At 43.0% G+C, this 20,281-nt stretch carries 14 protein-coding genes and 1 pseudogene; 11 read left to right on the top strand and 4 right to left on the bottom strand.

Going from position 1 to position 20,281, the window contains the following annotated elements; all coding sequences use genetic code 11:
• Positions 1-4: 4 nt before the first annotated feature.
• Entirely contained in the window at positions 5-2,689 is a 2,685-nt protein-coding gene (locus A4V03_RS16060; RefSeq protein WP_065539613.1) for a calcium-translocating P-type ATPase, PMCA-type, read from the bottom strand.
• 227 nt (positions 2,690-2,916) lie between these two features.
• On the opposite strand from A4V03_RS16060, the gene rd reads away from it, so the two are divergent.
• Positions 2,917-3,081: a rubredoxin gene (rd, locus tag A4V03_RS16055; RefSeq protein ID WP_004306971.1), complete on the top strand. Its 165-nt coding sequence runs from the start codon at positions 2,917-2,919 to the stop codon at positions 3,079-3,081.
• Positions 3,082-3,239: 158 nt separating this feature from the next.
• On the opposite strand, the gene A4V03_RS16050 is transcribed toward rd, so the two are convergent.
• Entirely contained in the window at positions 3,240-4,937 is a 1,698-nt protein-coding gene (locus A4V03_RS16050) for a Na/Pi cotransporter family protein (protein ID WP_065539612.1), read from the bottom strand.
• A gap of 82 nt (positions 4,938-5,019) precedes the next feature.
• Between A4V03_RS16050 and A4V03_RS16045 the strand changes: the two genes are divergently transcribed.
• Positions 5,020-6,693, top strand: coding sequence for a nucleoside kinase (locus A4V03_RS16045; RefSeq protein WP_065539611.1), 1,674 nt, complete (start codon positions 5,020-5,022; stop codon positions 6,691-6,693).
• A 305-nt stretch (positions 6,694-6,998) separates the two neighbouring features.
• Here the strand turns inward: A4V03_RS16045 and A4V03_RS16040 are convergent.
• Positions 6,999-8,307 (bottom strand): annotated as a pseudogene (locus tag A4V03_RS16040) (acetylxylan esterase).
• Between the two features lie 16 nt (positions 8,308-8,323).
• Positions 8,324-9,697 (bottom strand): aminopeptidase P family protein, encoded by a 1,374-nt coding sequence (locus tag A4V03_RS16035; protein WP_065539610.1) that lies wholly within the window; start codon positions 9,695-9,697, stop codon positions 8,324-8,326.
• A 138-nt stretch (positions 9,698-9,835) separates the two neighbouring features.
• Between A4V03_RS16035 and rpoN the strand changes: the two genes are divergently transcribed.
• The 9 genes from rpoN (at position 9,836) to A4V03_RS15980 (ending at position 20,227) form a co-directional block, all read left to right on the top strand.
• Entirely contained in the window at positions 9,836-11,320 is a 1,485-nt protein-coding gene (rpoN, locus tag A4V03_RS16030; protein WP_065539609.1) for an RNA polymerase factor sigma-54, read from the top strand.
• 46 nt (positions 11,321-11,366) lie between these two features.
• The gene (locus A4V03_RS16025) at positions 11,367-12,038 is read left to right on the top strand and encodes a phosphatase PAP2 family protein (protein ID WP_065539608.1); all 672 of its coding nucleotides are present in this window, start codon (positions 11,367-11,369) and stop codon (positions 12,036-12,038) included.
• A 29-nt stretch (positions 12,039-12,067) separates the two neighbouring features.
• On the top strand, positions 12,068-12,448 hold the full coding sequence (gcvH, locus tag A4V03_RS16020; protein ID WP_065539607.1) for a glycine cleavage system protein GcvH: 381 nt from the start codon (positions 12,068-12,070) through the stop codon (positions 12,446-12,448).
• A gap of 52 nt (positions 12,449-12,500) precedes the next feature.
• The gene (purE, locus tag A4V03_RS16015; protein WP_004296231.1) at positions 12,501-13,010 is read left to right on the top strand and encodes a 5-(carboxyamino)imidazole ribonucleotide mutase; all 510 of its coding nucleotides are present in this window, start codon (positions 12,501-12,503) and stop codon (positions 13,008-13,010) included.
• Positions 13,010-14,848, top strand: coding sequence for a 4-hydroxy-3-methylbut-2-en-1-yl diphosphate synthase (locus A4V03_RS16010; RefSeq protein WP_065539606.1), 1,839 nt, complete (start codon positions 13,010-13,012; stop codon positions 14,846-14,848). The genes purE and A4V03_RS16010 overlap by 1 nt, the downstream gene beginning before the upstream one ends.
• An 899-nt stretch (positions 14,849-15,747) precedes the next feature.
• Entirely contained in the window at positions 15,748-16,377 is a 630-nt protein-coding gene (locus A4V03_RS15995) for a porin family protein (RefSeq protein WP_024987902.1), read from the top strand.
• A 120-nt stretch (positions 16,378-16,497) separates the two neighbouring features.
• Complete coding sequence (locus A4V03_RS15990) at positions 16,498-17,769, top strand: ATP-binding protein (protein ID WP_024987901.1); 1,272 nt, start codon at positions 16,498-16,500, stop codon at positions 17,767-17,769.
• 82 nt (positions 17,770-17,851) lie between these two features.
• Complete coding sequence (locus A4V03_RS15985; protein ID WP_065540469.1) at positions 17,852-19,798, top strand: heavy metal translocating P-type ATPase; 1,947 nt, start codon at positions 17,852-17,854, stop codon at positions 19,796-19,798.
• Between the two features lie 6 nt (positions 19,799-19,804).
• Entirely contained in the window at positions 19,805-20,227 is a 423-nt protein-coding gene (locus A4V03_RS15980; RefSeq protein WP_065539604.1) for a Fur family transcriptional regulator, read from the top strand.
• The last annotated feature ends 54 nt before the right edge of the window (positions 20,228-20,281 follow it).

The following is a 20,281-nucleotide window of genomic DNA, read 5'->3' as shown; positions in this document are numbered from 1 at the left end:
TCTCTTAGTGAATAATACGTTGAACAAGGCGAACAACTTCTCCAACCCATAACACCGTGGACGAAACGCCTATAATTAAAAGCCAAGTTTGCCAGTCAAGCGGCTCCGTACGGAATACAGCACCACCGAACTGTACGATCAGGAATTGTCCGGCAAGAATAGCCAATACAATAAGTTCCATACCATACGATTTGGAAAGTCCCTTGAATGCCGAATCGGTAGTGCCGAATACACGGGCATTGAACAGATTCCAGAATTGTAGCATGACAAAGAAGGTGAAGAAAATGGTCAGGTTGTGTATATCCATGCCTTCCGTGCTGTGGTCGAAATAATAAATCATTCCGAGCAGTACGATGAGGAAGATGGAGCCCACACCTAATATATTATACTGCATTGCCTTACTGATAATAAAATCAGTGCTTCGGCGGGGTTTCTCAAGCATCACGGTTTCGCTGGGCGGAATGGAAGCGAGGGCCAAAGCGGCAAAAGTGTCCATAATCAGGTTCACCCATAACATTTGTGTGACAGTCAGCGGAAGTTCCGTACCGATCACAGAACCCAACAAGACAATGAGCAGTGCTACGAAGTTGATCGTCAGCTGGAAAACAATGAAACGCTGGATATTCTTATACAGGGAGCGTCCCCACATAACGGCAGTTCCGATACTGTTGAAGGAGTCATCGAGCAGGGTAATATCGCTGGCTTCTTTGGCTACAGAAGTACCTGTACCCATTGACAAACCTACTTGGGCATGATTCAAAGCCGGGGCATCGTTGGTTCCGTCTCCGGTTACGGCTACGACTGCTCCTTTTTGCTGAAGCAGCTGCACCAGGCGTTGCTTGTCTGTCGGGCGGGCGCGGGACATGATTTTTAAATCCATTACTCTATCCAATGCTTCTTCATCGCTCAATTCAGCAAATGCAACACCGGTGATTCGATTTCGTTCGGTATCAGTTTCGGGGTTCCAAAGACCTATCTGACGTGCGATTTCCGTTGCCGTTCCCGGTGTATCACCAGTTACAATCTTGATGCCTATACCTGCGGATTGGCATTTAGCAACCGCAGCAGGTACGTCCGGACGAATCGGGTCGGAGATGGCAACTACTCCCAAGAAATTCAGGTCGTTGGCTGAAACCAGTTCTGTACAATCGTTTGGCTCATTTTCTCCGACAATCTTGAACGCAAATCCAAGTGTACGCATAGCCATATTCTGATAGCTCAACAGTTGTGCTTCTACTGTGGAACGATATTCTACGGCGTCCACTCGTCGTCCGTCCAAGACTACTTCTTTACACTTGCCCAAAATAATTTCCGGGGCTCCTTTTGTATAGAGTATTTTTTTTCCGATCAGTGGCGACTCAACAAGGGTTGCCATGAATTTCCGTTCCGTAGAGAAAGTGAGTTGGTCGAGGATATGTGCTTTCTCGCGAAGTTCCAGATAATTTTTTCCCTGTTTGTTAAGCCAGAGCAATAAAGCCACTTCGGTTGGATTTCCTACGCCTTTGGGTTTTTCTCCCTTGGCTGATTCTTCAAGGAAAGCGGTTGAGTTAGCGCTTATTCCTTCTGCAATGAGTGTGCTGATATCATCGTCGGACAAAATACTGCCATTTTTGATGCCGTAAAAATTGGGTTCGTGCACTTGCATCAGATTTTGAGTCAGTGTACCGGTTTTATCCGTACAAATCACGGTGATGGCTCCCATTGTTTCGCAAGCATGCATTTTTCGCACTAGATTGTTGGTGGAAAGCATGCGACGCATATTCAATGCCAGACTAAGCGTAACACTCATTGGCAATCCTTCAGGCACAGCTACTACAATCAGTGTAACTGCCATCATAAAATATTTCAGTGTCCGTTCGAAAACCGGAAGCCACTCATGCCATCCGTTCAGTGAACCGAAATCAAAATATAGCACTACATCTTTCACCAAGAAAATAAGGAAAGCCAGACCGGCAACGGTGAAACCGATCTTTCCAATCAGATTTGCGAGTTTGGTGAGCTGTATGTTCAGCGGGGTGGGTTCGAGGTTATCCTCTGTACTCTGTCGGGCTACTTTCCCGATTTCAGTAGCATCTCCCACATGCAGTACGCGCATGGTACCATGTCCATCCACCACTGTAGTGCCACGCATCACCAGATTGGAGGCATAAGTGGCTTCTTCATCAAAATCGGCTGCTACAGTAGTTTTATTAATAACAGGTTCTCCAGTCAGATTAGATTCGTTTACTTGCAAAGAGATGGCTTCCAGCAGTTCTCCGTCGGCGGGAATTTCTTCACCCGTTTCCAGAATTACGATATCACCTACCACTATGTCTTTGCGGGGAATTTCTTGTACACGTCCGTTTCGGATCACTTTAACCAATGTTTCTTCATTGACAGCATTCAGCAGATCAAACTTCTTGCTGGCATCATACTCGAAAAAGAAACCGATTCCGGTAGCCAGCAGGATGGCGGCAATAATTCCGATAGTCTCAGCGTATTCGTTCTCGATGATGGAAATGATTAACGAGAAAACGGCTGCTACTAATAGTACACGCACCACCGGGTCTTCAAATTTTTCGAGATAAAGCTTCCACAGGGAAGGACGCTTGGGAGGTGTTAACAGGTTAATACCATTTTTCTCCCTGCTTTGTAGGACTTCGTCATCCGTAAGTCCTAAGTGATAATAGTCATTTTTATTTGTACTCATGCAGATACATGCGTTTAGTTTGAACCGCAAAAATACAACATAAAATTGTGATAAATTGTTTAATTAAAACTTTTTATGAAGTTGAATTTGTTACCGTCGTTTACCACATGTGCGATAAGGAACGGACAATGGTTTGAGAAATTTCTTTAGTTTGGAAAATAGTGTTGAACAAATATCTTGCTATTTGTGTTATATTAGTTAGAAAACCAATTAAAAATACGAACGTTATGAAGAAGTACATTTGCACGGTCTGTGAATATATTTACGACCCTGAACAAGGAGATCCGGAAAGCGGAATTGAACCAGGAACAGCCTTTGAAGACATTCCAGATGATTGGACTTGTCCGTTATGCGGAGTCGGCAAAGAAGATTTTGAACCGTACGAAGGATAAAAACAAGAGAGAGAATTATTAAGAGGAGAATGGCCGGGTGTATAGATATATGCCCGGTCTTTTTTGTTTTTCTGGAGGATGATTTAATTTAAAAGGAGAATCGGCTATAAATATATTTTAGCTGGTTCTCCTTTTTTATCATTCAATTAGGCTCTCTGTCAAGAAGCTTTTTTCTCTTTTACATCACTACTGGCTTCTACTACATTCACCACATAGTCACCTAGTTTTTCACATTCGGCGATAATATCCATGTAATAAACTCCCATCTGATAATCGTATTCTTTGTTGTTTACGTCCAGAATGTTCTGATTCTTCAGTTGGTTACGGTAGTTGTTAATTTCATTCTCGATGTTGAAGGACTTATTGATGTCAATGTTCTGATGTTCCGGCTTTTCTACAACCACAATCATTTGGGCAAGTGCATCGTTGGTCAACTTCATCATGAGGTGGATATGTTCATATTGTTTCTCGGTAAAATCCTGATTAGTCTGACGTTTCCGGTTGATGGTACGTGCTAGGTTATAACAGCTGTCGCCGATACTTTCAATTTCCGTCACTTCACGTAGCATGGCGCGTATCTGTAGTTTGCTTTCAGAACTTAACCGGCCTTCAGATACTTGATTCAGGTAGTTGGCTATTTCAAGTTCCATGTTGTCGCTGATATTCTCATATTTCTCAATTCGGCTGAACAGCTTGTTGAAATCGTCGTCCTTTTCTGTGTGTAGCAAATCCTGCACCATGCCGAACATCCGGTGTATACGTTCTGCAAAAAGATGGATTTCTTTGCGAGCCTGAAGAATAGAAAGTTCAGCGGTAGAAAGCATACCACCGGTGATAAACCGCAAACGGGGCTCTTCGTCCTCTTCTTTGGGGTGGATAAGAGCACATACGGTACGTTCAATCAGTTTAATCGCCCATATCAGGATACATACGTTACAGATATTGAAGATTGAGTGGAAAGCCGATAATTTGTAGGAAATAGCAACTTCCGGATTGTTACTTTGGAAAAAGGTATCTACTACCCAGTTTACCAGTTCCATGAAAGGATGGAAGACAATCAAGACCCAGATAACACCGAACACGTTAAAAACAAAATGGGCCAATGCTGCCCGCTTAGCCTGTGTGTTGGCTGTAAGTGCGGCAAGGTTGGCCGTGATAGTGGTTCCGATGTTTTCTCCCAAAACGAGTGCTGCTCCCAGTTCCAGACTGATCCATCCGTTGGCGCACATAATCAATGTAATTGCCATGGTGGCGGCGGAGGCCTGTACAATCATCGTCAATATAGTACCGATGAGTAAGAACAGGATGATGGAGAAGAATCCCATGTCCGTGTAGTTTTGTACGAAGGCAAGCATTTCCGGGTTGGCGTTCAGGTCGGGCGCGTTTGCTTTCAGATAAGAAAGCCCCATGAAAAGGAAAGAAAAACCGAAAATGAATTCGCCGATGGACTTGCGGTTGCTTTTGCCGGAGAAGATGAGCGGAAGGGCGATGGCTAAGAGCGGGAGAGCGAAGGCAGCCATATCAACCTTAAATCCGAAAATTGAAATGATCCAGGCAGTCACGGTAGTACCGATATTAGCACCCATAATGACGCTGATGGATTCGGCAAGTGTGAGCAATCCGGCGTTTACGAAACTTACGACCATCACTGTCGTTGCTGAAGAAGACTGGATAAGAGCTGTTATTAACACTCCTGTTAAAACTCCCGTTACCCGATTGGTAGTCATTGCCGTTAGAATACTTCGCAATCTGTCACCCGCGACCTTTTGTAAGCCCTCACTCATAATCTTCATTCCGTAAAGGAAGAGTCCTAATGAGCCTATAAGCTTTAAAAAATCATAAAAAGAATATTCCATCTATAATATTTTTAATGGTTATTTGTTCTCTATCTGATTATAAGTATATTAGTTCCAAATTATTCACCTTTTAACGAACTCGATGAAACAGATGTTACAAATATGTTGCAAAAATAACAATATTTCCAAAGAATTCCCTATCGGAAGCTCACTTTTGGATATTTATTACGGTTTTAATCTTAATTTTCCTTATCAGGTAGTAAGTGCCAAGGTCAATAATCGTTCCGAGGGGCTTAACTTCAGAGTTTATAATAATAAGGATGTAGAGTTTCTGGATGTGAGAGATCAGTCCGGTATGCGTACGTATGTCCGTTCGCTCTGCTTTGTATTGTTTAAGGCAGTCACGGAACTGTTTCCTGATGGTAAACTGTTTGTAGAACATCCTGTTTCAAAAGGCTATTTCTGCAATTTGCGGATTGGACGCCCCATCGAACTGGAAGATGTGACACGCATCAAGCAACGGATGCAGGAGATTATCGCGGAGAATATTTCCTATCACCGTATTGAATGTCACACGGCTGAAGCTGTGCGTGTTTTCAGCGAGCGAGGAATGAATGATAAAGTGAGGTTGCTGGAAACTTCCGGTTCGCTCTATACCTATTATTATACATTGGGTGATACCATTGATTATTATTATGGGAACCTGCTACCCAGTACCGGATATCTTAAATTATTCGATATCGTGAAATATTACGATGGATTGCTCCTCCGGATTCCGAGCCGGGAAAATCCGAATGTGCTTGAAGATGTGGTGAAGCAGGAAAAAATGCTGGATGTCTTTAAAGAATACCTAAACTGGAGTTATATCATGGGGCTTAACAATGCCGGAGATTTTAACCTGGCCTGCGAAGAGGGACATGCAACCGATCTGATAAATGTTGCAGAAGCACTGCAGGAGAAGAAAATAGCTCAGATAGCCGATACTATATTCCATCGTGGTGAAAACGGTAACCAGGTAAAACTGGTATTGATTGCCGGACCGTCTTCTTCGGGAAAGACAACTTTCAGTAAACGGCTTTCTATCCAGCTAATGACTAATGGACTGAAACCATTCCCGATCTCTTTGGATAATTACTTTGTAGATCGTGAAGAGACTCCTTTGGATGAAAACGGAAATTATGATTATGAATCACTGTATGCACTTGATCTGGAACTGTTCAATCAACAGTTGCAGGCACTCCTACGCGGTGAAGAGGTGGAACTGCCTCGTTTTAATTTCTCTCTTGGCAAGAAGGAGTATAAAGGCGATAAACTGAAAATAGAAGATAATACGATTCTGATTCTGGAAGGTATTCATGCCCTGAATCCGGAACTGACACCGCATATACCGGCTGAACGGAAATTCAAGATTTATGTTTCGGCATTAACCACCATCTCTTTGGATGACCATAACTGGATTCCGACAACTGACAACCGTCTGTTGCGTCGCATTATCCGTGACTTCAATTATCGGGGATATTCGGCACGTGAAACGATATTACGCTGGCCGAGTGTACGTGCCGGTGAAGATAAATGGATTTTCCCCTATCAAGAGAATGCCGACGTAATGTTTAATTCGGCGCTGCTTTTTGAGTTTGCAGTTCTCCGTTTGCATGCCGAACCTATTCTGATGGGAGTTCCGCGCAACTGTCCTGAATATTGCGAAGCATACCGATTGCTGAAGTTTATCAAATATTTTGTTCCTGTACAGGATAAGGAGATTCCGCCTACGTCCTTATTGCGCGAATTCTTAGGAGGTAGTAGCTTTAAATATTAAGTAGGGTGTTCAGTTTGCCATGGGGTAGGTGTACTTTGAAATCTAGTTTGTCAGTAACAAAACGGAGCCTGCATTGCATTGTAACAGAGGCTTTGTTTTACCTAGATACAGGCTCTGTTTTGTTCAGCCCACGTGTTGGCGGGTTCCAGCCCACATGCAAGCAATCATAAGCCCACGTTTCACCTTACTTTTGCCCACGTGGTGAATATATATACCCCGCTTGCTGGACATATATATCCAGCATAGTGAGTATATATAAGGAAAAAAAGAGTAGTTGCCCATATCCGAATGGAATGATTGATTCTTTATTTCAAATGCTTCTTTATCCAAAGCAGATGCCCATATTCCGTATCATTGGAGGTCCAATGCTCATTAATAGGAGTAATCAGGGCTTCTTTCGGACAGTTTAATACATTGTATACTATATAGCTGGTAGTCGGAGGACATACATCATCGTTGAATCCCCGTTATATAGGTGTCTGTTTTTATCAATTTAGCAAAGTTCACTACATCATAATAGGCCATTGTCTTTATTTTTTTGGGGGTATCCATATCCACCGAATTTCTGAAGAAATGCGGATAGCCACCGGCACGTCCGGCTTTATAGCCTGCCATATCGCTTAAGGCAGGATGATTGGCGACGCAAGCTGTCACCCGTTCATCCAGTCCGGCGGTGATTAATGCTAGGGCGCCTCCCTGGCTACCTCCTTGTGCGATCACATTCTTACCATCCCATTCCGGTAGGGAAGTTAGAAAGTCGATGCCGCGTACACAAGCCAGATATACCCGCTTCATATAGTAATTATCACGGCTGTCGAGCCCGTTGGTCAGATAGCCGTTTTCTCTGCCATTAAAAGCGTTGCTGATTTCTTTAAATTCTTCATCAGTCATTTCCGGATTCAGACCGTGTATCTCGAATTCAAAACGGATGCATCCTTGCTCCGCATAATATTTATGGCGTAGAGGCTCTTTGATGGTTTTGATACCTGCTCCCGGAGGGCACAAGACAACCGGAAACTTTCCTTCTTTTTTCGGATAGAATAAATATCCGTAGACGCATTGCCCACGTTTGTTCAGTTGCAATTTTACGAGATAACAGTCTATTTTATCAGTGGAATATTTTTCGACATGTTCTTTGGTATACGTTAGGGGAAACTCCTTTTGTTCCGCCTTAGCCTTTTCCCAAAATTCCTTGAAATCGGAAGGCATGGTGGTATATGGACGAAGTTTCTCCGGTGAAAATCCTACTTTGATATGATGTGAATAGGTCTTTCCATCTACAGTTGCTTTCAGGCGGCAGTCGCGGAATCCCGGCTCTTTCATTGTGCCCACAGGAATCACAGCCCTGCCATTCTTTAAAGTTGCACTTCCTTTGGTATCGGCAACAGGCATCATATCACCCCCTATTTCATAAGTGACGGTTACGTTATCCCTGGGGATACCGTATTTATAGAATTGTACCTCCACAGTTGCTTTTTCTCCCGTTTTATAAAGCCAGTCGGCATGATTGGGAACGGTGACCCAAAGCACATCGCTTTTATAAGGATAGTTTTCAGCTACGGCGGACAGCAAGGTAAGTGACAATAGCCATACAGATAAAAGTAGTCTCTTCATGGTGTTATTCATTGGTTTATCTTAAAGCTTCTACCTCTTCCGGTGTCAAAGGGATCTTCTTTCCTAAGCGGCGGGCGCCGGTTTCTGTAATCAGATAATCTTCCTCGTTGCGGATACCACCAAAATCCTTATAAGTTTCCACTACATCATAATTGATGAAATCGGTAAATTTCTTTTCTCCTTTCCACATGTCGATCAGTTCCGGAATAAAATAAATACCCGGTTCTACCGTGTGTACAAATCCCGGTTCCAACGGAATGGCGAGACGTTGCGATTTGCGACCGAACTGTGTGCTCTTCGGTTGGCCGTTATATCCTACCCATATCTCTCCCAGATTTTCCATGTCGTGTACGTCCAATCCCATCATGTGACCTAATCCGTGAGGATAAAATAACGCATGAGCACCTTCGCGGACCGCATCTTCCGTATTTCCTTTCATCAATCCGAGTGCCTTCATACCGTCTACCATGACACGGGCAGACAGTTCGTATACATCCATATAAGGAATACCCGGACGGAGAGCTTTTACAGATTCCAGATGCATCGCATTCTGAATCTCGTATACTTCGCGCTGGCGGGCTGTAAACTTTTTGTCGGCAGGAATGGTAGACGACATATCGCCTGCATAGCCTGATTCTACTTCTGCGCCTGCGTCGATTAGGAACAGATCACCCGGTTTTACTTTATTTCCATGATAGTGGTTGTGTAAAGTCTGTCCGTTGATAGTGGCAATGGTAGCAAACGAAAGCTGGCAGTTGTTAGATTCGGCCACCCGGTTCATTTCCGCTACCACTTCGTATTCATACATGCCCGGACGGAGCACTTTCATGGCGGTGATGTGCATATCGGCAGTTACATCGCAAGCCTTCTCTATTTCTACAATTTCTTCGGCTGATTTGTAATTACGTTGGGCGATAACGGCACGGATGAATGGAACAGAACCTTCCTGACGTGTAGGGGGAATACCCAGCCAATCCATCAGTTTCAACTTATGCTCGGCACGGTAAGGTGGCAGGTAATGAATCGCTTTCCCTTTCTGGACGCACTTGTGGAGATAGCTTGTAATTTCTGCGGAAGGCATCAGATTTTTTACGCCCACACGTTCACATTTTTCGTGTAATGTAGGTTGCGATCCCATCCATACGATGGCATCGATAGACAGTTCATCTCCAAAAATGATTTCTTTGTCTTCATCAATATCAATAATAGCCGAAAGACCGGCACATGAAAGTCCGAAATAATAAAGGAAAGTGGAATCCTGACGATAACGGAAGGTGTTATCCTCGTAGTTCAGTCCGCACTCGTCATTTCCGAGAAATAACAATACTCCGGAGCCTAAATTCTTTTTTAGCAGGGCTCTTCGCTGCATATACGTTTCTTTGGCAAACATATTGTCCTTATTTTTAAGTTCGTGCAACAAAGATAACGATTTTTGTGTTATAGGATTAAAAATTATCTCACTAATCTGTGTAATCTCTCGTTAAAAAGTTACTTTTGTAGCGAGAAATAGTAGAAAGCAAAAACGAATATGGCACAAGGTTCCCGTCAAATACAATCTCAGGCGCAACAGCAGGTACAAACGCTTTCGCCTCAGCAGATTCTGGTCGTGAAACTGTTGGAGCTTCCCGCAGTAGAGCTGGAAGACCGTATCCATGCTGAACTGCTTGAAAATCCGGCACTTGAAGAAGGTAAAGAAGAAAACGCTGCGGATGAGTATGCTGATTCCGACATTACAGAAGATGGCATGGATAGCGATACCAACGATTATGATTCTTTGAGTGATTATCTGAATGAAGACGATATTCCCGATTATAAATTACAAGAGAACAACCGTTCGAAAGATGAACAGGCGGAGGATATCCCGTTCTCTGATTCCACCTCTTTTTATGAAATTCTGAAAGAACAGTTGCGTGAACGCAACCTGACCGAACATCAGAGTGATCTGGTGGAATATCTGATCGGTTCATTGGACGACGACGGACTGCTCCGTAAGTCATTGGAGAGCATCTGTGATGAACTGGCAATTTATGCCGGTATCGAATCGACAGAAGAAGAACTGGAAGAAGCACTCTGTATCTTGCAGGATTTTGATCCCGCTGGTATCGGTGCCCGCAGCCTTCAGGAATGTCTGTTGATACAGATTTGCCGGAAGAAGGATGAAGAGAAGAAGCCCAACCCGATACTGGAGCTGGAAGAACGTATCATCAGAGAGTGTTATGAAGAATTCACCCGTAAACATTGGGAGAAGATTATAAAGAAACTGGACATTGATGAAGAAACTTTCCAGGAAGCTCTTAATGAGATAACCAAGCTGAATCCCCGTCCGGGTGCTTCTTTGGGAGAAACGATTGGCAGGAATCTTCAACAGATAGTTCCCGACTTTATCGTGGAAACGTATGATGACGGAACCATCAATGTAAGCCTCAATAACCGTAATGTTCCCGAACTTCGTATGAGTCGCGACTTCACGGAAATGGTGGAAGAGCATACCAAAAACAGGGCTAATCAATCAAAAGAATCCAAAGAAGCGATGATGTTCCTGAAGCAGAAAATGGATGCGGCACAAGGATTTATCGATGCTGTGCGGCAGCGTCAGAATACCCTGATGACTACCATGCAGGCTATCATTGACTTACAACGTCCTTTCTTCTTGGAAGGAGACGAATCACTGTTGAAACCGATGATTTTGAAAGATGTGGCTGAACGTACCGGACTGGACATTTCAACGATCTCCCGCGTGAGCAACAGTAAATATGTGCAGACAAATTACGGCATCTATCCGCTCAAATTCTTTTTCAGCGACGGGTATACCACAGAGGACGGCGAAGAAATGTCTGTCCGTGAGATACGCAAGATTCTGAAAGAGTGTATTGACGGGGAGGACAAAAAGAAACCGCTGACAGATGATGAATTGGCAGACATCTTGAAAGAGAAAGGTTATCCCATTGCTCGTAGAACGGTAGCCAAATACCGTCAGCAGTTGAATATTCCGGTTGCGCGACTTCGAAAATAAGAACGAATATAAAGTATTAAGTATAAAGTATTAAGTATTAGTATTGATGGACAGAGAAAGAGAGCATATCATAGCGGATAAGACAATGTTGCAGGTGGCGAGAGCTACTTCGATGGTCTTTACTCCATTTTCTATTCCGTTTTTATCGTTTCTGGTGTTATTCCTGTTTTCTTATCTTCGTATCATGCCGATACAATATAAGTTGATCGTGTTGGGAATTGTTTACTGCTTTACCATACTGACACCTACCATTACCATTTTCCTGTTTCGTAAAATCAATGGCTTTGCCCGTCAGGAGTTGAGTGAGCGTAAGAAACGTTATGTACCGATTCTGCTGACTATCATCTCGTATGTGTTCTGCCTGTTGATGATGCGCCGGCTGAATATACCTTGGTATATGACAGGTATCATCCTCGTTTCTTTGGTAGTATCTATTATCTGCATTGCAGTGAATTTGAAATGGAAATTGAGTGAACACATGGCAGGAATAGGCGGAGTGATCGGCGGACTGGTTTCTTTCAGTGCTTTGTTCGGTTACAATCCGGTCGGATGGTTATGTCTGTTTATATTGATTGCCGGTATATTAGGTTCTGCGCGAATTGTATTGGGACATCACACGTTGGGTGAGGTGCTTTCCGGTTTTGCTGTCGGACTGATATGTGCTCTTTTGGTGCTCCATCCGATGATGAACCTATTATTTCGAGTATTTTTGTTTTAAAACAGTATAAATCCTAAAAACTAATTATTATGAACTTTCCACAGAATTTGAAGTACACAAGCGAACACGAATGGATTCGCATTGAAGGAGACATTGCATACGTAGGTATCACTGATTATGCTCAAGAACAATTGGGTGATATCGTGTTCGTAGACATACCGACTGTTGGCGAAACGTTGGAAGCCGGTGAGACATTCGGAACCATCGAAGTAGTGAAAACCATTTCCGACCTTTTCCTACCTGTAGCAGGTGAAGTACTCGAACAAAATGAAGCATTGGAAGAAAATCCGGAATTGGTGAACAAAGATCCTTATGGCGAAGGCTGGCTGATTAAAATGAAACCGGCAGACCCGAAAGCCGTTGAGGACCTGCTGGATGCCGAAGCGTATAAAGCTGTGGTAAACGGATAATTCTTACCTCACTTTAAATTGTAAATAGTAAATCGTAAAATAGTAAATCAAAATGACTCCAATTGTAAGTATCATCATGGGCAGTACGTCCGATCTTCCTGTAATGGAGAAGGCTGCGCAACTGCTGAATGATATGCATGTACCGTTCGAAATGAACGCGCTTTCTGCTCACCGCACGCCTGAGGCTGTGGAAGAATTTGCCAAGAATGCCCGCAACCGCGGCATTAAAGTGATTATCGCCGCTGCCGGAATGGCTGCCGCCCTTCCCGGTGTAATTGCAGCCAACACTACACTGCCGGTGATCGGGGTACCCGTAAAAGGTTCCGTGCTCGATGGTGTAGACGCACTTTATTCTATCATTCAGATGCCTCCGGGCATTCCTGTGGCAACGGTTGCTATAAACGGAGCGATGAATGCCGCTATCCTTGCCATTCAGATGTTGGCATTGAGTGACGAGAAATTGGCAGAAGCTTTTGCTGCTTACAAAGAAGGACTGAAAAAGAAAATCGTAAAAGCAAACGAAGAACTGAAAGAAGTTAAGTTTGAATATAAAACGAACTAATGGATCTATTCAATTATTTTCGAAGAGAAACCACAGAAGTAAATATTGGGGCTGTGCCGTTGGGCGGCCCCAATTCTATTCGTGTCCAGTCGATGACTAATACGTCTACGCAGGACACGTCGGCTTGTGTGGAACAGGCGAAACGTATTGTTGACGCAGGTGGCGAGTATGTCCGCCTCACAACCCAGGGTGTCAAAGAAGCCGAAAACCTGATGAATATCAATATCGGGCTGCGCAGTCAGGGATATATGGTTCCCTTGGTTGCCGATGTGCATTTCAATCCGAAAGTGGCGGATGTAGCTGCCCAATATGCAGAAAAGGTGCGTATCAATCCGGGAAACTATGTAGATGCTGCGCGTACTTTTAAGAAACTGGAATATACAGACGAGGAGTACGCTCAGGAGATACGCAAGATTCACGACCGGTTTGTCCCTTTTCTGAATATCTGCAAGGAGAACCACACGGCCATCCGTATCGGGGTGAACCACGGTTCTCTGTCCGACCGCATCATGTCGCGCTATGGTGATACGCCTGCGGGGATGGTGGAATCCTGTATGGAATTTCTCCGCATCTGTGTCGAGGAGAATTTCACTGACGTAGTGATTTCCATCAAAGCGTCCAATACGGTCGTGATGGTGAAAACCGTCCGTCTGTTGGTGGACGTCATGGAAAAAGAGGGGATGGCTTTCCCACTGCACCTCGGAGTGACAGAAGCCGGAGACGGTGAGGACGGGCGTATCAAGTCTGCTCTCGGCATCGGAGCATTGTTGAGCGACGGGTTGGGCGATACCATCCGCGTATCTTTGAGTGAAGCACCCGAAGCTGAAATTCCGGTAGCCCGTAAATTGGTGGATTATGTTCTGTTGAGGCAGGGACATCCCTATATTCCGGGCTTGGAAGCACCGGATTTCAATTACCTGTCTCCTGAACGCCGGAAGACAAAAGCGGTCCGTAACATCGGAGGCGAACATGTGCCCGTAGTCATTGCCGACCGCATGGATGGAAAGACGGAAGTAAATCCGCAATTCACTCCGGACTATATTTATGCCGGAAGAGCCTTGCCCGAGCAACGGGAAGAAGGCGTGGAATATATCCTCGATGCAGACGTATGGCAAGGGGAAACCGGAACTTGGCCTGCCTTTAATCATGTGCAATTACCGCTGATGGGCGGATGCAATGCGGAACTCAAATTCCTGTTCATGCCTTATATGGCACAGACAGAAGAAGTAATCGCCTGTCTGAAGCAACATCCGGAAGTGGTCATTGTTTCCCAAAGCAATCACCCGAACCGTTTGGGCGAACACCGTGCATTGGTGCATCAACTGACAACGGAAGGTTTGCAGAATCCGGTTGTTTTCTTCCAACATTATGCAGAAGATAATGCAGAGGATTTGCAAATAAAATCTGCCGCCGATATGGGCGCATTGATTTTTGACGGACTTTGCGATGGCATCTTCCTGTTCAATCAAGGTAACCTGAGCCATGCTGTTGTCGACGCCACTGCTTTCGGAATCCTGCAAGCCGGACGTACCCGTACCTCTAAGACAGAATATATCTCTTGTCCCGGTTGCGGTCGTACGCTCTACGACTTGGAGGCAACGATTGCCCGCATCAAGGCTGCTACCTCACACCTGAAAGGATTGAAAATCGGTATCATGGGCTGTATCGTGAATGGCCCCGGTGAAATGGCAGATGCTGACTACGGTTATGTAGGTGCCGGACGAGGAAAAATCAGTCTTTATAAAGGCAAGGTCTGTGTAGAAAAGAATATTCCTGAAGAAGAGGCAGTGGAAAGATTGCTAGAGTTTATACGGAATGACAGGGAAGAAAATTCCTAATCGTATGTAAAACCTCATAATCAGTTGTTTTCTTTCAGCAACGACAGTTACTGTAACCGTTGTTGCTGAAAGAAACGTTTTTATATGAAAATACTTCGCATGCCTTCTCTTTTCTCTTTTTTCGCTAATAACGTGTAACGCTCTCCTATAAGAAAAAATAAAATCATTTCTCATATTCTCATAAAAAGGTATATTCACCTGATTACTAGTCTTATATATTATGAGAATAAAATTGTTTACATGCATTTCTCATGGTTTATAGCTATAAAATGCTTTTAAAAGAAGGTATTTCTCATACTTTATTTCGCATTTCTCATACTACATATTCTTGTCTTCGTATTTTTGCAACCGACATTATTGTGTTTTCCTGCCTTCATCCGTATTATTCCACTCCAGTGAACAGATCTTTGCACTCCAGTGAATAGATCTTTGCACTCGAGTGCGCGAATCTGTTCACTGGAGTGGAACGATAGAGATGTCTTATTGAAAATCTATTGATTATAGTAATATAATCTTTGATAATCAGTTGGTTATGATGAAGGCGGACGGCGGCTTTGCTGTAGCTTATTAAGCGTTGATGATTAGACTATGAGAATACTATTTTTGATGTATGAGAAATTTGTACACCGTCGCATGGAGCTTTCCAGGCAATCGGTAGAAATTCAATGTATATGGCATACCTTTTATTTGATATATCACTTACCTCGTTCAAGATCTCCGGTTTCCATAATCCGAAATCTTTGAAAACACATTCTTGGATATTTTCATTGGTGATTTCTCGTAAGCGGTCCACCATTGCCTGATTGTTGAGAAATTATTGATTTTCCGTAATAGATCAAACTTGTTTCATTATATTTGCAGCATATAATTTCTAACTAATAATTAAATTGTTTATTCTTATGAAAAAAGTTTTGTTATTTTTCGTTTTAGTGGCGATGAGTGTAGTGAGTGTCAACGCGCAAGATAACCTGAAATGGGGTGTGATGGCAGGTATGAATGTCAGCAAATACACTATTACCGGCTTTGACAGCAGGATCGGTTTTCATGCAGGTGTAAAAGCCGAATTAGGGTTGTCTCAGGAAGCGAGCGGGGCATATATGGATTTTGCAGCGTTACTGACATTAAAAGGTGCGAAGGTTGATGGTGGTTCACTTGCAAGTATTAAATTTAATCCGTATTATTTGGAGGTTCCGGTGCATGTTGGTTATAAATATGCAGTAAATGACGACTTTGCATTATTTGGTAGTGTGGGACCCTATATTGCTGTCGGCTTGTTTGGAAAGGTAAAAGCAAAAGTAGACGGTAGCATTGCCGATTTAGAAGAGTTGGACACTGACTCTGCATCCGAAGATATATTTGGAAATGACGGATTAAAACGATTTGATTTTGGTCTTGGTTTGAAAGCCGGTGTTGAGTTCAGTAAGAAATATCAGTTTGCTATAAGCTATGATTTCGGTTTGGTAGAAGTGGCAAAAGATTTAGGAATGAAGAACAGAAACCTGATGATTTCATTGGGATATATGTTCTGAAAAATAGGTTGAAGGTCGAAACAGAACTAGGAAAGATTGTTACGATAGAGAAAAAGAGGACGTTGCTTAATATATTGAGCATAATTTTGCTATATTTGTGCAATATAAAGAGCATATTTTATGGAAAAACGAATAATAAAGGCAATTATAGTCGAGCGTCAGCAAGAAATTAGTAAGATTCAGCTGGTTGAAAGACCGATATATTTTGAGGAGCAGGCGAATTATGTTCTGGTTGGTATTCGTCGTGCGGGTAAGTCTTATCAAATGTATCAGGATATACAGAATCTTGTAAAATTGGGCAAAGTGACTTTTGAAGACTGTCTTTATATTAATTTTGAGGATGAGCGTATCTCTTCTATTGAAGCTTCGGAACTAGGACTTCTGTTGGAGTGTTATGCTGAAATGTATGATAACCGTAAGCCTTTGATATATCTTGATGAGATTCAGAATATTGACGGATGGGAAAAATTTGTTCGTAGGCTGGCTGATTCTAAATATAGGGTTTTCATTACCGGAAGTAATGCGCGAATGCTTAGTAGGGATATTGCCACTACTTTGGGTGGACGATATATCATACGGGAAGTATTTCCCTTTTCATTTGCAGAGTATCTCACTTTTCATCAGATTCACTTGAAAGCAAACTGGGAATTTGAACCAGAACAACGGTTGGAAGTCATTAAGCAGTTCAATACCTATTTTCATTTCGGAGGATTTGCCGAAACGTTCTCTTTGATAGATAAACGGGAATGGATTAATTCGTTATATCAAAAGATTTTACTAGGAGATATTATAGCACGCAACGAGATTCGCAATAGCGGTGCCATCCGGCTATTGGCAAAGAAGCTTGCTGAAAGTGTCATGCAGCCAACTACGCAGACACGACTATTGCATATTGTAAAATCCTCAGGTAGTGGTATCAGCCGTAATACATTGGCAGATTATCTCACCTATATGAATGATGTTTATTTGACTTTTAACATTCCTAATTTTACAGATTCAGTAGCTGAACGCATGTCTAGTTGTAAAAGGTATTTTTATGATAACGGGTTGCTTAGTAATTTTCTGATAAATGCCGAAACTAAACTATTGGAGAATATCGTTGCTGTAAATTTAATAGAACGATACGGAAAAGAAGATAGAGTGTTCTTTTATAATAAGGGTATTGAGGTAGACTTTTATATTCCTGATGAAGGAATGGCTATACAAGTATCATATAGCATTGATGATCCGATTACCCGGGAACGGGAGGTCAGGGCTTTATATAAAATGTCGGAAGTTTTTGGCTTAAAAAAGACTTTTATTATTACTTGGGATGAAGAAAGGACAATTTCAGGGAATGAGTTGGATATAGAAGTCGTGCCGGTTTGGAAATGGCTGTTGCGGTATTGCTGACATTGAAAGGTGCTAAAACCGATTTTGCAACTTTGTTGCACGAATCATTCACTACCTTTGTAGCAACTAAAAGATGAAAGATATGGGACATTGTAGTTGCTGTGCACACGGATGTGCATCTGAAAAGGAAGTTGAAGTTAAAAATTCTATATTTCAAGAATACTGGAAAGCAGGGCTTTCATTTATATTGCTGATTAGCGGTATTATAATAAATGCCCTGGGTTCCTCTTTTTTTCATAAAGAGTATGTAGCTTTAATTTGGTATATGGTAGCTTATCTTCCGGTCGGATTCCCTGTTATGAAAGAAGCGTGGGAGAGCATGAAAGAGAAAGACTACTTCAGTGAGTTTACTCTAATGATTGTTGCCACAATCGGGGCTTTCTATATTGGCGAATACCCGGAGGGGGTAGCCGTGATGCTGTTTTATACCATCGGCGAACTGTTTCAAGACAGGGCAGTCGATAAGGCGAAACGCAATATCGGTGCTTTATTGGATGTAAGGTCGGAGAAGGCTTTGGTGTTGAGAGATAACGGTCTGATTACGGAAAGCCCGAAGAACGTAAAGGTCGGTGAGATTATAGAGATAAAATCGGGCGAGAGAGTTCCTTTGGACGGAGTGATGCTCAACGAAGTTGCCGCTTTTAATACGGCGGCATTGACAGGTGAAAGTGTCCCCCGTAATATTCGCGAAGGCGAAGAAGTGCTTGCCGGAATGATTGTGACGGATAAAGTGATTCGAATCAAGGTGACAAGACCATTCGATAAGAGTGCGCTTGCCCGGATATTGGAACTTGTGCAAAATGCTTCGGAACGAAAAGCCCCGGCAGAATTGTTTGTCCGTAAATTTGCACGTATCTATACACCTATTGTTATAGGACTGGCGGTATTAATCGTACTCTTTCCGTTTGTTTATTCATTCATTGATACTCAGTTTGCGTATGTGTTTAATGACTGGCTGTACAGGGCTCTCGTCTTTCTGGTGATTTCGTGCCCGTGTGCTTTGGTAGTAAGTATTCCGTTGGGATATTTTGGTGGCATCGGAGCTGCTTCCCGGTTGGGAATCTTATTTAAAGGCGGTAATTATCTGGATGCAATCACTAAAATCAATACGGTTGTATTTGATAAAACGGGAACTCTGACTCAGGGAACTTTTGAAGTGCAAGAGTGTAAATCCGCATCCGGTATTAAAGAAAAAGAATTGATTAAGCTGGTTGCTTCGGTAGAAAGCAACAGTACCCATCCGGTTGCTAAAGCCATAGTGAACTATGCAAAGCTACAAAACGTAGAACTGCTGCCGGTCACCGGTGCAAAAGAATTTGCCGGATTCGGTTTGGAGGCAATGATTAACGGAACTCCGGTATGGGTTGGAAACTGTCGTTTACTATCCAAATTTAATATCAAATATCCGGCAGAGTTATTACAGATTACCGATACGATGGTAGTCTGCGCCATTGGAACCGACTATGCAGGTTATTTGTTATTGGCTGATACTCTAAAAGAGGATGCAAAGAAAGCTATTGATGATTTAAGAATGTTGCATATCAAAAACATTCAGATATTATCCGGTGATAAACAGAGTATTGTTACTAACTTTGCGGAGAAGCTCGGCATATCGAAAGCCTATGGCGACTTGCTGCCGGAAGGGAAAGTGAAACACTTGGAAGAATTGCGTCAGGATGAGGCAAACCGGATTGCATTTGTCGGCGACGGAATGAATGATGCGCCGGTACTTGCTTTAAGTCACGTTGGTATTGCCATGGGCGGATTGGGTAGCGATGCGGCTATTGAAACTGCTGATGTCGTGATACAGACAGACCAGCCTTCAAAAGTAGCCGAAGCTATCAAAGTAGGAAAGCTGACACGCAGGATTATCTGGCAAAATGTTTCATTGGCATTCGGAGTGAAACTGCTTGTATTGATATTGGGAGCCGGTGGAATCGCTACTCTTTGGGAAGCTGTCTTCGCAGATGTAGGCGTTGCGTTACTTGCCATAATGAACGCCGTCAGAATACAGAAAATGATAAAATAAGAGATTATGGAAGAGAATATTTATTTGGATAAGTTGGCGCGGAGAGATATCAAGCCAACTGCAATAAGGCTTTTGGTGATAAAAGAGATGATGCAGGCAGAGCGTGCAGTGTCATTGCTTGACCTCGAAACATTGCTCGATACAGTCGATAAATCGACCATATCCCGTACTATCGCTCTCTTCTTGTCTCATCACCTCATACATAGCATAGACGATGGAAGTGGCTCGTTGAAGTATGCCGTTTGCGACAACTCTTGTAATTGTGTAGTACAGGATTTACATTCGCATTTTTATTGTGAGAAATGTCATCGGACATTCTGCCTGGAAGGTACACATATTCCTGTTATTGATTTGCCGGAGGGGTTTGCTTTGCATAGTATGAACTATGTATTGAAGGGGATTTGTCCGGAGTGTTCTTCTCGAAAATAGCTTGACAGTTTAAACAGGCTCTTAGTTTATAAAAAAAAAGCCGGAACTCTGATA

It is taken from the genome of Bacteroides caecimuris (assembly GCF_001688725.2).
GTDB classification, from domain to species: Bacteria; Bacteroidota; Bacteroidia; order Bacteroidales; family Bacteroidaceae; genus Bacteroides; species Bacteroides caecimuris.
This window is presented reverse-complemented; position numbering and strand designations above follow the sequence as displayed.

What these genes read in the sequence shown, in the direction of transcription:
- A4V03_RS16045 (WP_065539611.1), top strand. Translation starts at nt 5,020, where the DNA reads ATGAAACAGATGTTACAAATATGTTGCAAAAATAACAATATTTCCAAA.
- A4V03_RS15980 (WP_065539604.1), top strand. Translation starts at nt 19,805, where the DNA reads ATGGAAGAGAATATTTATTTGGATAAGTTGGCGCGGAGAGATATCAAG.
- A4V03_RS16035 (WP_065539610.1), bottom strand. Translation starts at nt 9,697, where the DNA reads ATGTTTGCCAAAGAAACGTATATGCAGCGAAGAGCCCTGCTAAAAAAG.
- A4V03_RS15990 (WP_024987901.1), top strand. Translation starts at nt 16,498, where the DNA reads ATGGAAAAACGAATAATAAAGGCAATTATAGTCGAGCGTCAGCAAGAA.
- A4V03_RS16060 (WP_065539613.1), bottom strand. Translation starts at nt 2,689, where the DNA reads ATGAGTACAAATAAAAATGACTATTATCACTTAGGACTTACGGATGAC.
- purE (WP_004296231.1), top strand. Translation starts at nt 12,501, where the DNA reads ATGACTCCAATTGTAAGTATCATCATGGGCAGTACGTCCGATCTTCCT.
- A4V03_RS16025 (WP_065539608.1), top strand. Translation starts at nt 11,367, where the DNA reads ATGGACAGAGAAAGAGAGCATATCATAGCGGATAAGACAATGTTGCAG.
- A4V03_RS16050 (WP_065539612.1), bottom strand. Translation starts at nt 4,937, where the DNA reads ATGGAATATTCTTTTTATGATTTTTTAAAGCTTATAGGCTCATTAGGA.
- rpoN (WP_065539609.1), top strand. Translation starts at nt 9,836, where the DNA reads ATGGCACAAGGTTCCCGTCAAATACAATCTCAGGCGCAACAGCAGGTA.
- A4V03_RS15995 (WP_024987902.1), top strand. Translation starts at nt 15,748, where the DNA reads ATGAAAAAAGTTTTGTTATTTTTCGTTTTAGTGGCGATGAGTGTAGTG.
- rd (WP_004306971.1), top strand. Translation starts at nt 2,917, where the DNA reads ATGAAGAAGTACATTTGCACGGTCTGTGAATATATTTACGACCCTGAA.
- gcvH (WP_065539607.1), top strand. Translation starts at nt 12,068, where the DNA reads ATGAACTTTCCACAGAATTTGAAGTACACAAGCGAACACGAATGGATT.
- A4V03_RS16010 (WP_065539606.1), top strand. Translation starts at nt 13,010, where the DNA reads ATGGATCTATTCAATTATTTTCGAAGAGAAACCACAGAAGTAAATATT.
- A4V03_RS15985 (WP_065540469.1), top strand. Translation starts at nt 17,852, where the DNA reads ATGGGACATTGTAGTTGCTGTGCACACGGATGTGCATCTGAAAAGGAA.